Source organism: Priestia megaterium, assembly GCF_041941685.1.
Taxonomy (GTDB): Bacteria; Bacillota; Bacilli; order Bacillales; family Bacillaceae_H; genus Priestia; species Priestia megaterium_C.
The window spans coordinates 1,413,515-1,427,326 of the sequence record NZ_CP130958.1; the positions used below are offsets into that span (position 1 = coordinate 1,413,515).

15 protein-coding genes, 2 pseudogenes and 1 riboswitch are annotated in these 13,812 nt (G+C 38.0%); of the genes and pseudogenes, 10 read left to right on the plus strand and 7 right to left on the minus strand.

The genetic code is table 11. The annotated features are described in order from the left end of the window. Window positions 1–16: 16 nt before the first annotated feature. Together Q5794_RS07390 and recU are read right to left on the minus strand one after the other, a co-directional pair. A complete protein-coding gene (locus Q5794_RS07390) occupies window positions 17–2,851 on the minus strand; it encodes a transglycosylase domain-containing protein (protein ID WP_374988931.1) in 2,835 nt (944 codons plus the stop codon). 63 nt (window positions 2,852–2,914) lie between these two features. Continuing rightward, window positions 2,915–3,514, minus strand: coding sequence for a Holliday junction resolvase RecU (gene recU / locus Q5794_RS07395; protein WP_214986219.1), 600 nt, complete (start codon window positions 3,512–3,514; stop codon window positions 2,915–2,917). Window positions 3,515–3,587: 73 nt separating this feature from the next. Here recU and Q5794_RS07400 point away from each other — a divergent pair. Next, a pseudogene (locus tag Q5794_RS07400) lies at window positions 3,588–4,584 on the plus strand (DUF2515 family protein). 11 nt (window positions 4,585–4,595) lie between these two features. Here Q5794_RS07400 and Q5794_RS07405 read toward each other — a convergent pair. Then, window positions 4,596–4,697 carry a hypothetical protein gene (locus Q5794_RS07405; RefSeq protein ID WP_016763465.1) on the minus strand — a complete coding sequence of 34 codons (102 nt, stop codon included), beginning with the start codon at window positions 4,695–4,697 and terminating at the stop codon, window positions 4,596–4,598. Between the two features lie 227 nt (window positions 4,698–4,924). Between Q5794_RS07405 and Q5794_RS07410 the strand changes: the two genes are divergently transcribed. Both Q5794_RS07410 and Q5794_RS07415 read left to right on the plus strand, forming a co-directional pair. Beyond that, a complete protein-coding gene (locus Q5794_RS07410; protein ID WP_014460961.1) occupies window positions 4,925–5,179 on the plus strand; it encodes a hypothetical protein in 255 nt (84 codons plus the stop codon). A 45-nt stretch (window positions 5,180–5,224) separates the two neighbouring features. Then, the gene (locus tag Q5794_RS07415) at window positions 5,225–5,575 is read left to right on the plus strand and encodes a YppE family protein (RefSeq protein ID WP_374988932.1); all 351 of its coding nucleotides are present in this window, start codon (window positions 5,225–5,227) and stop codon (window positions 5,573–5,575) included. Between the two features lie 93 nt (window positions 5,576–5,668). Here the strand turns inward: Q5794_RS07415 and Q5794_RS07420 are convergent, their stop codons facing one another. Together Q5794_RS07420 and Q5794_RS07425 are read right to left on the minus strand one after the other, a co-directional pair. Continuing rightward, entirely contained in the window at window positions 5,669–5,839 is a 171-nt protein-coding gene (locus Q5794_RS07420; RefSeq protein WP_013056114.1) for a hypothetical protein, read from the minus strand. A gap of 125 nt (window positions 5,840–5,964) precedes the next feature. After that, window positions 5,965–6,159, minus strand: a complete 195-nt coding sequence (locus Q5794_RS07425; protein WP_013056115.1) for a YppF family protein — start codon at window positions 6,157–6,159, stop codon at window positions 5,965–5,967. A 229-nt stretch (window positions 6,160–6,388) separates the two neighbouring features. On the opposite strand from Q5794_RS07425, the gene Q5794_RS07430 reads away from it, so the two are divergent. Then, a complete protein-coding gene (locus Q5794_RS07430) occupies window positions 6,389–6,802 on the plus strand; it encodes a YppG family protein (RefSeq protein ID WP_053487029.1) in 414 nt (137 codons plus the stop codon). Window positions 6,803–6,833: 31 nt separating this feature from the next. Here Q5794_RS07430 and Q5794_RS07435 read toward each other — a convergent pair whose 3' ends face one another. Further along, the gene (locus Q5794_RS07435) at window positions 6,834–6,980 is read right to left on the minus strand and encodes a hypothetical protein (RefSeq protein ID WP_016763466.1); all 147 of its coding nucleotides are present in this window, start codon (window positions 6,978–6,980) and stop codon (window positions 6,834–6,836) included. A gap of 132 nt (window positions 6,981–7,112) precedes the next feature. Here Q5794_RS07435 and Q5794_RS07440 point away from each other — a divergent pair, with 132 nt between their 5' ends. Continuing rightward, the gene (locus tag Q5794_RS07440; protein WP_374989254.1) at window positions 7,113–7,658 is read left to right on the plus strand and encodes a hypothetical protein; all 546 of its coding nucleotides are present in this window, start codon (window positions 7,113–7,115) and stop codon (window positions 7,656–7,658) included. Window positions 7,659–7,677: 19 nt separating this feature from the next. Here the strand turns inward: Q5794_RS07440 and Q5794_RS07445 are convergent. Next, a pseudogene (locus Q5794_RS07445) lies at window positions 7,678–7,725 on the minus strand (hypothetical protein); the annotation flags it as partial. 170 nt (window positions 7,726–7,895) lie between these two features. On the opposite strand from Q5794_RS07445, the gene Q5794_RS07450 reads away from it, so the two are divergent. The 5 genes from Q5794_RS07450 to Q5794_RS07470 all read left to right on the plus strand — a co-directional run bounded on the left by Q5794_RS07450 (window position 7,896) and on the right by Q5794_RS07470 (window position 13,653). Further along, window positions 7,896–8,981, plus strand: coding sequence for a CotH kinase family protein (locus Q5794_RS07450; RefSeq protein WP_214985643.1), 1,086 nt, complete (start codon window positions 7,896–7,898; stop codon window positions 8,979–8,981). Window positions 8,982–9,110: 129 nt separating this feature from the next. Next, complete coding sequence (locus tag Q5794_RS07455) at window positions 9,111–10,259, plus strand: spore coat protein (protein WP_374988933.1); 1,149 nt, start codon at window positions 9,111–9,113, stop codon at window positions 10,257–10,259. A 64-nt stretch (window positions 10,260–10,323) separates the two neighbouring features. Continuing rightward, complete coding sequence (locus Q5794_RS07460) at window positions 10,324–10,986, plus strand: DUF2642 domain-containing protein (RefSeq protein ID WP_192997638.1); 663 nt, start codon at window positions 10,324–10,326, stop codon at window positions 10,984–10,986. A gap of 167 nt (window positions 10,987–11,153) precedes the next feature. Beyond that, window positions 11,154–11,271, plus strand: a riboswitch (SAM riboswitch). A 71-nt stretch (window positions 11,272–11,342) separates the two neighbouring features. Further along, window positions 11,343–12,488: a PLP-dependent aspartate aminotransferase family protein gene (locus Q5794_RS07465; protein ID WP_214985647.1), complete on the plus strand. Its 1,146-nt coding sequence runs from the start codon at window positions 11,343–11,345 to the stop codon at window positions 12,486–12,488. Beyond that, window positions 12,472–13,653, plus strand: coding sequence for a PLP-dependent aspartate aminotransferase family protein (locus Q5794_RS07470; protein WP_214985649.1), 1,182 nt, complete (start codon window positions 12,472–12,474; stop codon window positions 13,651–13,653). Before Q5794_RS07465 ends, Q5794_RS07470 begins: the two co-directional genes overlap by 17 nt. Window positions 13,654–13,812 lie beyond the last annotated feature (159 nt).

Genomic DNA, 13,812 nt, shown 5'->3' on the forward strand with positions numbered 1-13,812 from the left:
GCTTTTTTCTGCTACGTTAATTTTCAGTTGTTGGCTCTTGCTGCGGTGTAGCAGGTGTTGCCGGCGTCGATGGTGTAGCAGGGGTTTGTGGTGTTTGACTTCCTGAGTCACTTCCACCGTTGTCTGCTGGAGGAGTTGTTGTGCCTCCGTTATTACTATTGTTGCCGCTATTACCATCGTTAGCATTGCCGCTATCATTATTGTTATTATCGGTATTGCCGCTATTGTTACCACCGTTATTGCTGCCATTATTGCTGTTTTGGTTATCATCCGGCTGAGTAGATGAATCGTCACCTTGATCAGAGCCGTTGTTTTGATCAGTGTTGCTATTGTCTTCATTTTGATTATCGTTCGTTGTTCCGTCATCTTCAGGCTTAGTAGAATCATCTTCGGTAGCTTGATCTGATGAATCAGGGACCTTTACAGAAGAACTAGCGCTTTCGCCCGTATTTGTTGTTACGGTAAAACTATACGTTGCGCCTGGTGCTGGGCTGGAAATTGTTTTTCCACCGGCTCCTGCGCCAGATGCGAGTTGTTCAGAACCATTAGGAGATGACATTGTGACTGTAAAGGTCGTATCACTGGCTGCGTTTGACGCTGACCAGTTAACTGAAATTGCTCCTCCGCTATACGAAGCAGTAATTTTTGGCTTCACATCTTTATTGTCTTTTTTCTCTTTTTTGTCCTCTTTTTTGTCCTCTTTTTTATCTTCTTTCTTTTCTTCTTTTTCTTTCTTCACAAACGTTTGAGATACTTTTGTCGGTGCAGTACCGCGCACAAAGTATTCTTTAGTAATTAAGCTCGAAGGAGTAGAGCCGCTTGGGCGTTTTAAGTCTTTGCCCGTTGGTTTTTCCACGGAACGTTCAACTACGCTGTCCGGCTGCTTGAAACTTCCTTTAGGTTTGCCTTCAGAAATATGAGTAATAACATGCTTAAAGATATTTTTTGCCATGCCTGTTTCATTAGCACTTAAAATATAGCCGTCTTTAGCAGTTTCATAGCCTGTCCATACGGAAATCGTATAGTTTGGCGTAAACCCATTAAACCAAACGTCTTTTTCACCAGCGTCTGGAATATTGTATCGTTGCTTTTCTGCAGCACTAAAGTTCGAAGTTCCTGTTTTACCCGCAATTTCTAATCCTGGTGTACGAACAGCACGAGCTGTACCATATGATTCGTTTACAACAGATTTCATCATGTCCGTCATCATAAATGCCGTGTAATCTTGCATTGCGCGTTTTGGTTTTGGGGTTAAATCAATTTCTGTTCCATCAGGGAATTTTACCTTTGTCACTGTATGCGGTGCGTTGTACATACCTTCATTTGCAAACGCACTATAGGCTCCAGCCATTTGTAGCGGTGTAACACCTGTACGGAAGCCTCCGATAGAATAAGATTCAGAATAAGCTTCGCCGTCTTCTTCGTCTAATTTTAGCCCAAGGCCCGTAGCAAACTCTTTTGCTTTGTCTGCCCCGGTTGCTTGAAACGCTTTTAAAGCAGGGATGTTCAGTGAGCGTCCTAAAGCTTCACGCGCTGAAACCCACCCTTTATAATTGCGTCCAAAATTTCGGATTGGCGTGCCGTTTGAATAATGATATTCTTCATCTTTTATCGGTTGTCCAGTGGACCACTTTAAGTTCTCAATCGCTGGGCCGTAATCTAAGATCGGCTTAATTGTTGAGCCGGGCTGGCGTCTCATATTTGTTGCAAAGTTTAAGCCGCCTGACACACGATTACGTCCGCCTCCAATTGCTTGAATACCGCCTGTTTCATTATCTACAACGACAAGACCTGCTTGGAATTTATCGTTCGGGAAGTTGACTACTTTGTTATTCATCACATCATCCACATAGTCCTGAGCATTAGTGTCAAGCGTTGTATAAATTTCTAAGCCCGCAGAAAATGGATCTGCGTCTGTTTTCTTTTTTACTTCTTCGATTACTTGGTCAATAAATACATCGTACTTAGATGTTGATTCAGTTTGTTTAGCTAAGTGAGCCTGTACATCTACTTGTTTTGCTTTGTCGGCCTCGGCTTGTGTAATGAAGCCGTTTTTAGCCATTAAGTTTAATACTGTGTTACGGCGTTTAGTAGCATTCTCTGGGTTTGTAACTGGGTTATAAGTAGTTGGCGCTTTTGGTAAGCCTGCCAACATAGCAGCTTCATCAAGAGTTAAATCTTTTACGCTTTTAACTCCGTAAAATTTCTCAGCTGCTCGTTCAATACCGTATACTTCACCTGATGCGAAATATATTTTGTTTAAATACATTTCAAGAATTTGTTGCTTGGAATATTTACGCTCAAGCTGGTAAGCTAACCACATTTCTTGTACTTTACGTTTAACCGTCTTCTTTGGTGATAAGAACGAATTCTTTACCACTTGCTGAGTAATCGTACTACCGCCCTCAGCGCCGAAGCCGTTTTTAAAGTTCGCCATTAATGCTCCGCCAATTCGGTAAAAGTCGACGCCGTGATGTTTATAAAAACGAACGTCTTCCGTAGCGATAAATGCGTTTTTGACGACTTGAGGGATTTCATCGTATTGCACATATGTACGTTTTTGAGCTCCAATTTCTTTTACAACTGTCTTTCCATCGTTTGCATATACTTTAGATGAAAAAGAGTTTTTTAATACCGAGTCATCAACTTTTGGAGCATCGCTTATCATAGCAAAAAAAGTTCCCACTCCGGCAATGAGCCCGATGATTCCTATCAGTAAAACTGCGGCAACAATTTTACGAAATAGGCCTCCTTTTTTCTTCTTTTTCGGTTTTCCTTGAGATTTACCTTCTGGTTTGTTGTCATTCATAGCTCTTCGTCGTTCTTCACGAGAGCGATAATTATCTGACATAAAAACTCCTACCTTTCAACGCATTGTAAGAGAATGATTTCCGTAAACATATATATCATACTCTTAAAAGTATAATTTATCTATAGTTTTTATGTAATCGATTCTCGGATGGTAATCAAGTTCGATGAAATGTCCTTTTTTTTCAATATCTGCCTTAGGGATTGATTTTCGTCCATTTTTTTTCATGGCATCCCAATAAGGAAAAAGGAACTGTGCTTCGAACAAGTATATTTCTTGTAAAGTAGAGAACATTAATATAACGAAACAAACCCCGTTTTGTTTCACAATTTGCTTCATATGTTCAATTTGATGTTCATGAAAATTACGCAGCGGAAATGAGGTTTTATTTCTTGTTTCTTTTGCTTCAAAGTCAAGGTGTTTTCCTTTATAGACTCCATTATAGTCTGTAGTAGAAGCCTGTTTAAAATAAGCTTCTTTGATAACAGCGGCACTTCTCTTCGGATAGTCTACTTTTACAATTTGAACAGGGGTTGGTTTTTTGTGAACAATGGCTATTCCTTTTGAAACATAGTATTCGTTTGTTTCGTTTAAATCGTCCTCCAGCGTCATACCACGATTGCTATAGCTAGCTTCTAGCTTTTTAGGGGAAGGACTGCTGGTATTCAATGGCTTATAGGCCTTTCCGTTAGGATAGCGAATCATAACCATCACTCCTTTAGTGTAAATCTATTAAACAAACAAATTCTATTATACCAAATCCTACAAATAAAAATAGATGAAAGAAGATGAAGAGATGTCACTCAATTGTTCGGAACAAGCGCTGTTGACAGCGATTAAAAAAACAACAGACAAGCTGAATATTGATAATATATCAAGAACCCAGGCTTATGCAACTTTTTATCATAGATATCCTGAAGTAAGGTGGGCATTTCTCGCAAGTATGGTATCACGAAACGCAGGGTGGAATATGTGTGATTTGCAAGGGGAAAACATGAAAAAAGCGTTATCAAAGCAAACACGCGATTTATTATTTTTGACGTATGAAAGAGCAAATTGGCTTATTTTTAAAGATGCCTTCCCGCAATTACTATTGTATGCTGTTTCGCGTAAAAAACATGTCTCTTATATTCATTTACTTCCCTATTTAAATGTTTCGTCTTTTATCGAAGAGAAGTGGAGGCAATTTATGCGGAAACCTTGTGAACTGCAGCTTATTCATGCGTTAATTGTGAATGAGCAGCATGTTATTCAACAGCCCGTTATTGAACAGCCTTTTTATCAAGATAGAGTGTTTAAAAGTACGCTGTTTTTTTTTTCAAGATATATTCCACTTTAGTTCCGTCCTTTTTCCTACTACAAAAGGGGAGCTATACGGTTGTTCCGTTCATGATTTTACAAAAGTAAATAATCGGATTGATTTGGGGAAGAAATTAGCGGCTTTATTATTTCATGAAAAGTATTATCCCTTGTTTTATGAATTTTCTTTAAAAACAAAGCATACGGGTTCGAGATACGATTATGAGCAGTATTTTGTGAATGAAACCAGTTGCCGTACACCTGCTCTGCGAATGGTGTATCCGGCTATTAGACATCATGAAAAGAAGAGAGAAAAGTGGTTTTTAACGAAAAAAGAGGAACGAAAGCTTATGAAAAAGCCGCCTTTTCCAAAAAAAGTTCATTTTACAAAGTGGTATCTTCAAAAGCAAAAGCAGCTGTATATGTTAATGAAAGTAGCGCAAGTATTTAATGTAAATAAAAACGGTCACAAGTGACCGTTTTGTTCTTAAGTAGAAGGCTGGTTAGGACCGTTTAACTTTTTAGGATCACCGTAGGTTTTTGTTTCAGGCTTATTTTTAGGCTGTGATTTTTGCTGTTTGTTGGCCATATCTAGGCACCTCCTATCATGTTGTAATAAACGTTCAGCAGCGGAATGTATCTGCTTAGCTGAAATGTCTATACTAGTGTTTTCAATATGCTCACTTTCGATTCACCATAAATGAAAATGTCGAAAACATCTTTCTTTGACGAATAGAAACTAGTTTTGTCATGTGTGAAGGGACAATGAAGAAAAGAGAGAATACGTTATGCAAAGGAAAATTTGGAGGGATGGCGATGAAACAAAGTATGGTTAAAACAAGCGAAATGATGACTTTATTAGATAGCTTACTAGAGCAAGTAGATTTAGTGGATAAAACGATGTCTACATCTATAAATGAAGCATTTACACATTGTGAAGAAACATATATGGAACAAGTTCATCGCATTGACCAATCACTGCAAGAAATTGAAGTAGCTGTGTACGAAAGCATGCCTTCCGAAACAGAATGGAGTAGAACCCGAAGAGAAATGGTTCTTCATACAGTATAAAGATTGTTTATGTTACAATAGTCATCGTAGAGGTGACGAATAACGATGAATGAAGATGTGAAAAAAAGTACGGAGATCATGTTTCAATATAATGAAGTAGCGGTAGAACGATTAGCGTCTATTCAACAGGAAGAAAATTATGAAGTGAAATTCTTTGAAGAAGTAAAACCTTATGGAGATATTTTCTTCAAAAAACTTGATGAATGGGCTAGTCTCGTAACGGAATGGCTGAAGAAAGAGCGACCAAAATATATTCATGTGAATCAGGTAGAGACGTTAAAAGAAAATTTACAAAACGTTGTACTACAGTCATTTTATCCCGAGACGCGAGAAAAGCGATTTAAAAAGATGTATCACTCAAATAAGTATGTGCTCGAGTCGATATTGAATAATTAATCCCGGCCTTCCGTTAAGATCTACAAGGTGGGGATTTTCTATGTATGCCTAAAGAGAAAACTCTTTAGGCATTTTATCATTATCAATAAAAAGTTAATCAAAATCTTTTTGAGATTGGATAGAAACAGCTGGGTGATCTTGTGAAGCTACTGTATCGATATGATAATCAACTTTTTCAGTATGTTTAGAAGCAACGGCGTTATTTGTTTTAGTTACTGCGCTTTGTCCTTGCTTTTTATGATCAAAATGTTTTCCGCGACTCATGAGATAGACCTCCTTTATTGAATACTACGTTAAAGCTTTTATAGTATAAACAAGTCAAAAAAGAAGTATGTGTCCACTTTACAGGAAACAAAGAAACCACCGATTTCTCGGTGGTAGTAAAAAAATTAATCATCTTGTGCACTAAAATCGGGCTTAGTAGCTCCAATTTGTTCGAGTTCACGTACAGCGGCTTTGTAATTCATAGGAGTTAAAAAACCTTTTAAATACTGCTGCTGAGCAAAATCGAGTAATTCATTACTTGACTGCGGCTCATACTGTTTCACCGCAATAAAAGCTTCTTGAAGTTCGTTCACATACATGTAAATTCCCTCCTAATCCCCATTTGTGCCACTACGTATCGTAGTATCACTTGTTCTTATCGTACCATATATTTAAATAATCTCGTTTTTTTGAAAAATTTAAACTTTCGACAGAAACCTACATATTTTTGAATGTGTTTTCCAAAAGTACAAGTAGACGAACGTCACCTCTTATTTCTGCATACATACTATATATTATGTAATATTAAAAAGGAGGTATTGATTTTGCATGTATACAAGTAAGCATTATCCGTATTATGAGCAACATCAACCAGAACGTTTTGATTTAAGTCAGGTACATCCATTTCCGCAGTATCATCAGCAGCCATGGACGGAAGCTTATATGCCGCAACATCCGTACGCTCAGCAACAAATGCCTTTTGGTCCTCAGCAAATTCCCTATATGAACGGAATGTACCAGCAGCCCCTGTACAATAATGCAGGTGCGCCTTTTAATCCATACCCAAAAGCTCAGCAACAAAAGCCTCAGCCTTCTCAATTTCAGTCATTAATGTCTCAGTTTAAATCGAGTGATGGCAATTACGATATGAACAAGATGATGAATACTGCAGGGCAGATGATGGGAGCCATGAACCAATTAACATCCCTAGTAAAAGGGTTTTCCGGGATTTTCAAAGTATAAGGACTAGAAGGTGTTTTCTAGTCCCTGCTTATTATTTTTTCTTTTGATTTTTCAAATAGGTTTCTCCAAGAAGTGTAAATACTTCATTGTAAGTTAATCCAGACTGAGCATTTAAACGTTTGACTTCTTCGACATCTGTTGTTGATGAAGTTGAAATTTGATGCTTGCTTTTTTTCATAAAACCTCTCCTTCCCTATGTAAAATGAATAACATCCCATCTTAGTATATTTCCAAATGTGCCCCTTCTATAAGTGGAAAAAAACGCCGAAGACACTCATGGTTCTTCGGCTTTTTTTTGCAATAAAGATGAGTGGTTAGAGAAATTAAGAACGGCGAGAGCGACGAGAAGAACGGCGGGTACTGCGGGAAGAACGGCGAGAGCGACGAGAAGAACGGCGGGTACTGCGGGAAGAACGGCGAGAGCGACGAGAAGAACGGCGAGTACTGCGGGAAGAACGGCGAGAGCGACGAGAAGAGCGGCGGGTACTGCGGGAAGAACGGCGAGAGCGACGAGAAGAACGGCGGGTACTGCGGGAAGAACGGCGAGAGCGACGAGAAGAACGGCGAGTACTGCGGGAAGAACGGCGAGAGCGACGAGAAGAACGGCGAGTACTGCGGGAAGAACGGTGAGAAGAGCGGCGAGTACTGCGGGAAGAACGGCGAGAAGAACGGTGAGTACTGCGGGAAGAACGGCGAGAAGAACGGCGAGAAGAACGGTGAGTACTGCGGGAAGAACGGCGAGAAGAACGGCGGGTACTGCGGGAAGAGCGGCGAGTTTCACGAGAAGAACGGCGGGTACTGCGAGAAGAACGCCGACGTCTTGTCAAAGGGCCGGCAGTCGGCTCTTGAAACATGAAAGATTTTAATTCTGTACACTCTAGGGCTTCTGCAGCCTCTTTAATTTTTTGAGCTGTAATATGCAATTAAAAAACCTCCTATATATTGGACTAGGTATTGTCTTAATAGGATACGCTGCAGTACTGAATTTTGATATAAGGCAAAAGTGGAATTTACATAAATAGTTGATAGGATGAGGTGTCATGGCGAATTTGAGGTTCATATAATTTATTAATTGAAGAAAGGTGGTCAAGTAATGAAGCAAAAAGAAATTCCTCAATACGCTTTGTTTGTAAATGTAAAAGATTTAAAAGAAATGCACAGAGACATTTGGTCAGAAGAAGTCGTTCAGGCAACGATGAAATTTAACAAAAAGCGCTACGATATTGATTTGTTGCTAAGAGGCTCACATATTCGGAAGATGAAGAAAAAGTCATATTATATTGAATTTTATTCCCCAAAAATCTTTCAGCATTCTAAAGAAATACATTTGAACGCTGAATACAGAGATCCATCCCTTATGCGCAACAAATTGTCCCTTGATTTTTTCTCTAACTTGGATGTTTTGTCTCCTCAATCTCAGTTTGTTACCCTTACGATTAATGGGAAAAACGAAGGGGTATATCTTCAGCTTGAATCTGTCGACGAACTATTCTTGAAAAAAAGAAATTTGTCAGATGGCTCCATCTTTTATGCAGTGGATGGGGATGCTAATTTTTCTTTAATGAGTGATTTGGATAAAAAGCCGAAAACTTCCTTGTTATCAGGTTATGAAGATAAAGTAGTGAAGCAAGGGGATGAGGAAAAATTAGAACAGTTTATATTTAATCTTAATACATGGACAAATACAGAATTCGAACAGAATATTGAGAAGTACCTAAACGTCGACCGCTACTTGTCTTGGTTAGTGGGTATTATTTGTATGCAAAATTATGACGGTTTTGTCCATAACTATGCTCTCTATCGAAACCATGACAGTGGACGCTTTGAACTGATTCCATGGGATTATGATGCGACTTGGGGAAGGGATGTAAATGGAAAAGTAATGGAAGGAGATTACGTCCGTGCACAAGGATTCAACACGCTTACAGCTCGTTTGTTGGCAGTAGATGGAATTAAAAAGCGTTATATTAAAAAGATGAACAATGTTCTAAATAATCAATTTACAGTGGAATATATGCAGCCCATCGTCTATCAAATGCACGAAGAGCTTAAGCCTTATATTTTGAAAGATCCTTATGTAAAAAACAATATAGCACAATTTTATGAGGAGCCGGCATTTATTTTATCCTTTATAAAAGACCGCACAGCATATATTAAAAATAATCTTCTTGCTTTTTAGATACCATAGGATGTAGGCAGAAGTGGAATTTGTTAATAATAGGCAAATGTACGAAATCAATAGCTGTACATGATACGTATATATACAGTATGAATGACCAATATGGATGACTAACAAGGAGGAAAAAGAATGGAAAACTATTATTATTATTATGGGCAAAATCAAGGTCAAAATTCAAATCCAAACCGAAAACGCAGCCAAAGCAAAAATGCAAATCGACCTGATAAAGGCTATTCTTCGCAGTTTAAACCTTTAAAAGGAAGAATGGTGACTGTTTATCGAGGAGGTCCTGAATCAAAAACAGGTTATTTACTTGATGTTCAGTCTGATTATTTAATATTAGCAGTAGAAAACGATAACAATAATAACAATGATGAAAATAATAATGAGGGAAATAGCAACCAAAATAATCAAAACAACCAAAATAATCAAAACAACCAAAATAACCAAAATAATCAACAAGAATATACTGTTGTATATTATCATTTATCCCATGTTAAGAGTATTACGGAAGATGCTATGTCAAATTCAGCACAGACGTTTACCGGGTTTGATAATGAGGGTACTTTAGAGTTGTATAGAGGTAAGACATTTGCTAGTACTTTATCATTACTGAAAAGTAAATATGTTCAAATAAATCAAGGCGGTCCTGAGAAAAAAGCAGGCCAGCTACTTGACGTATTAGGTTCTTCAGAGTCTGCTTACCTCGTATTACTATCGGAAGATGATGGTGTTGTCTATATCAATGTTGAACATGTAAAAAGTATAAGTGAATATCAAAATGATAATGACAATAATAACAATAATAAAAATCAAATGAATAATCAAATGAATAATCAATTTGCTGCAAATCAGGAACCGACTTATATGAAATCAAAAAACTTTAATAATTTATTTACTCATCTATCACACAAATGGGTATCGATCAATGGCGGCGGTCCAGAAGCTGTAGAAGGTGTATTGGTGCAAAGTCGGAATGGCACTTTTACCCTTGTTCAGGACAATCAAGTATTACGCTTACAACCAAGACATGTTAAAACCATTTGTGTAGGAGCAAAAGGATCTTTTAAACAAAATAATAATCAAGATGATGAACAGAAAGAGGAAAATACAAATACTGAAGACGGAGGGTCAACAGAAGGGGTGCCAGAAGGTCGTACAGGAAGAAACCGCAGCACTGGTTCGTACTCGTCAGGAAAAAGCCGCCGCACAGATTCACAATCGTCAGCGTCAAGAGAGCAAGTCATCCAAACAAAGAATTATCGTTGGAAAGCATAATGAATAAGAACAAAAAAGGTGCTTATAAAGCACCTTTTCTGTCATATAGGAAAGAGGGAGGAGAATGAGTATAAATCATTATATTAATAAGATTGTAGAAGTAGATATTTCGGGAAAAACTAAGTTTATTGGCAGACTTGTTGACCTAGGGTTAGATGTCATGATTTTGTATAATGGACATGATTATTTGTATATTCCTCTTTTACACATGCATCGTTTGCGAGAAGTATCAGAAGAAGACTATACGGTTTTACGTGAAATAGAAGAGAACTTAATAGAAGAAAGTCAGCGGATTTCCTATCGTAATATTTTACAGCAGGCAAAAGGGAAATTTATTGAAATTTATGTAACAGGAGGAAAATCATTGCATGGGTATATTACAAGCGTGCTCAATGACTATCTTGTGTTTTATTCTCCCGTGTATAAAAATGTCTTTGTTTCTCTGCATCATTTGAAATGGCTTACCCCTTACAGTAATGAGTTAACCCCTTATTCTTTAAGTGACAAAGAGCTCCCAGTAAGGCCTGCTTCTGCACCTTTTGTCAGAAACTTTGAAGAGCAGCTTAAAAAATATGAAAATCAACTGGTCGTATTAGATTTAGGGGATCAATCAGAAAAAATTGGCGTACTTAAAGAAGTTTCTAATAATATTGTTGAACTAATTACGGCAAATGGAGAAAGTATGTATTGGAAGTTAGCTCACGTAAAATCCGTGCACTTGCCTTAGAAAAAGAGACCTCACTGTCGTCTCTTTTTTTTATGTGTGTATCAGGACAAGTATATTGAATAAACAAATGAGATGATTTAAATTTTTTAGAAAATTATGTTGACAATAAAGAAAATCTTTATTAAAGTTATTAACAACAAACGTTAACCAACAACAATTATATAGAACTCTTATCAAGAGTGGCGGAGGGACTGGCCCTGCGATGCCCGGCAACCATCAAATGAAATATTCATTTGAACGGTGCTAATTCCTGTGGAACATCAGTATTGTTCTAACAGATGAGAGAAATCGTGTATAAACGAACACTCTTCCATCTGTGAAGAGTGTTTTTTATTTTGAGTTAAGGGGAGAAATAGATGAAAATTGAAACTTTATTAGTTCGTTCAGGAGTAGGCCGTGACCCTTCAACAGGTTCCATTACAACACCCATTTACCAAGCATCAACATTTGCTCATCCTGCTTTAGGGCAAAGTACAGGATTTGACTATGCACGTACGGCAAACCCTACTCGTACAGCATTGGAAGAAGCAATTGCTGCTTTAGAAAAAGGAGAAGTGGGAGTAGCATTCGCTTCAGGAATGGCGGGTGTAATGGCAGTTTTAGCACTATTTAAAAACGGAGATCATTTAATTGTATCTGAGGATTTATATGGAGGAACGTACCGAGTACTAAATGAAATCTTTTCAGAGCAAGGAATTACTGTTTCATATGTCAACACAGCTCATCTTGATCAAGTAAAAGATGTGCTTCGTCCTAATACGAAAGCATTATTTATTGAAACACCTACAAATCCAATGATGCACGTGACTGATTTGCCAGAAGCAATTGCATTAGCTAAACAGCATGATTTGCTTACTATCGTTGACAATACATTCATGTCCCCTTACTATCAGCGTCCTTTAGAGCTTGGCGCAGATATTGTGATACATAGTGCGAGCAAATACATTGGGGGTCATAATGATGTAGTTGCTGGTCTTGTAGTGGCTCGATGTAGTAGCTTAGGAGAGAAAATTCGTTTTTATCAAAATGCAGCTGGGGCAATCTTAGGTCCACAAGATAGCTGGTTGTTATTACGCGGTGTTAAGACGCTAGCGCTTCGTATGGAAAAGCATAACGAAAACGCACTGAAAATTGCAAATTGGCTTACTGCTCATGATCTTGTGGAAAAAGTATATTACCCTGGCCTTGAAACACATCCAGGCTATGAAATCATGAAGAAACAAGCGACTGGATTTGGAGGCATGATTTCTTTTGCTGTCTCACACCCTGACATCGTGTCAGTACTTTTAGAAAATGTCAAAGTTATTACATTTGCAGAAAGCTTAGGAGGCGTGGAAAGTTTAATGACATTCCCAGCTCGTCAAACACACGCTGATATTCCGGAGGAAATTCGAAATCGTGTCGGAGTAACAAACTGTTTACTGCGATTATCAGTTGGAATTGAGCACGCAGATGATTTAATTAAAGATTTGAAGGAGGCATTTGATGCATACCAACAATAATAAACATAGATTTGGTACGAACTTAATTCATGCAAATACAGGAATTGACGGTCATTTTGGAGCAGTTAACGTACCTATTTATCAGGTATCTACATTTAACCAAGAAGATGAGACGAACAACGGCCGCTATGACTATTCTCGTTCAGGAAATCCAACTCGTGAGGCTTTAGAAAACACCATTGCTCAGCTAGAAAATGGATACGCTGGTTTTGCTTTTTCATCAGGCATGGCTGCTATCTCATCGGTGTTATCTATTTTTGAATCAGGGGATGAAATTTTAGTTTCACATGATACGTACGGCGGGACATATCGCGTATTAACACGATTATTTTCAAAGTTTGGTATCAAAACAACTTTTGTTGATACAACGAAGGTTGAGAAAGTAGAAGTAGCTATCACAAAAGATACGAAGGCTATTTATATCGAAAGCCCTTCAAATCCATTTTTACAGGTAACGGATATTAAAGCAGTAGCAAGTTTGGCGAAGGAGCGCAATCTCCTTACAATTGTGGATAACACGTTTTTAACACCTTATCTACAGCAGCCGATTGACCTTGGTGTAAATATTGTGATTCATAGTGCTACAAAATATATCAGCGGTCACAGTGACGTCATTGGCGGTCTAGTTGTGGTAAGCGATGAAAAGCTAGCAGAAGAAGTAAAGTTTGTACAAAATGCTTTTGGTGCTATCTTAGGACCGCAGGATTGTTTTTTACTGCTTCGAGGAATTAAGACATTAAAAGTTCGTTTAGATCAGCAGTTAAAAACAGCGCTGCAGTTTGCAAAGTGGCTTGAAGAACAATCTCTAGTGAGCCGTGTATACTACCCAGGCTTAAAAAGTCACCCAGACCACAAACTGATTTCAGAACAAGCAAATGGATATGGAGCTATGATTTCTTTCCAAGTACAGGATGAAAAAGTAGCACGACATATTTTACAAGGAGTCAAATTGGCTTCAATTGGCGTTAGTCTAGGTGCAGTTGAATCCATTCTAACGCATCCTGCAACAATGTCTCATGCAAGTATCCCAAAAGAAGTGCGTGAAGAAAAAGGAATTACTGATTCACTTCTTCGCCTTTCAGTAGGGTTAGAGGAATTCGATGATTTGAAGCAAGACTTTAACGCTGTTTTTCAAAGCTTAGAAGAAAAAGCGTTAATTAAATAAAGAAAAGAGACTGGGACAAAAGTATTCTAGTTAAAGTTAAACAAGAACTATTAATCAAAATTACTGATTAATAGTTCTTGTTTTTTGTTGTCACGGTGAACGTAGGTTTCATCTATTTCGTTGCTTCTAGCGGTTGATTGGAGGGCAAGGCGAAGCCTT

What these genes read in the sequence shown, in the direction of transcription:
- Q5794_RS07390 (WP_374988931.1), bottom strand. Translation starts at nt 2,851, where the DNA reads ATGTCAGATAATTATCGCTCTCGTGAAGAACGACGAAGAGCTATGAAT.
- recU (WP_214986219.1), bottom strand. Translation starts at nt 3,514, where the DNA reads ATGATTCGCTATCCTAACGGAAAGGCCTATAAGCCATTGAATACCAGC.
- Q5794_RS07405 (WP_016763465.1), bottom strand. Translation starts at nt 4,697, where the DNA reads ATGGCCAACAAACAGCAAAAATCACAGCCTAAAAATAAGCCTGAAACA.
- Q5794_RS07410 (WP_014460961.1), top strand. Translation starts at nt 4,925, where the DNA reads ATGAAACAAAGTATGGTTAAAACAAGCGAAATGATGACTTTATTAGAT.
- Q5794_RS07415 (WP_374988932.1), top strand. Translation starts at nt 5,225, where the DNA reads ATGAATGAAGATGTGAAAAAAAGTACGGAGATCATGTTTCAATATAAT.
- Q5794_RS07420 (WP_013056114.1), bottom strand. Translation starts at nt 5,839, where the DNA reads ATGAGTCGCGGAAAACATTTTGATCATAAAAAGCAAGGACAAAGCGCA.
- Q5794_RS07425 (WP_013056115.1), bottom strand. Translation starts at nt 6,159, where the DNA reads ATGTATGTGAACGAACTTCAAGAAGCTTTTATTGCGGTGAAACAGTAT.
- Q5794_RS07430 (WP_053487029.1), top strand. Translation starts at nt 6,389, where the DNA reads ATGTATACAAGTAAGCATTATCCGTATTATGAGCAACATCAACCAGAA.
- Q5794_RS07435 (WP_016763466.1), bottom strand. Translation starts at nt 6,980, where the DNA reads ATGAAAAAAAGCAAGCATCAAATTTCAACTTCATCAACAACAGATGTC.
- Q5794_RS07450 (WP_214985643.1), top strand. Translation starts at nt 7,896, where the DNA reads ATGAAGCAAAAAGAAATTCCTCAATACGCTTTGTTTGTAAATGTAAAA.
- Q5794_RS07455 (WP_374988933.1), top strand. Translation starts at nt 9,111, where the DNA reads ATGGAAAACTATTATTATTATTATGGGCAAAATCAAGGTCAAAATTCA.
- Q5794_RS07460 (WP_192997638.1), top strand. Translation starts at nt 10,324, where the DNA reads ATGAGTATAAATCATTATATTAATAAGATTGTAGAAGTAGATATTTCG.
- Q5794_RS07465 (WP_214985647.1), top strand. Translation starts at nt 11,343, where the DNA reads ATGAAAATTGAAACTTTATTAGTTCGTTCAGGAGTAGGCCGTGACCCT.
- Q5794_RS07470 (WP_214985649.1), top strand. Translation starts at nt 12,472, where the DNA reads ATGCATACCAACAATAATAAACATAGATTTGGTACGAACTTAATTCAT.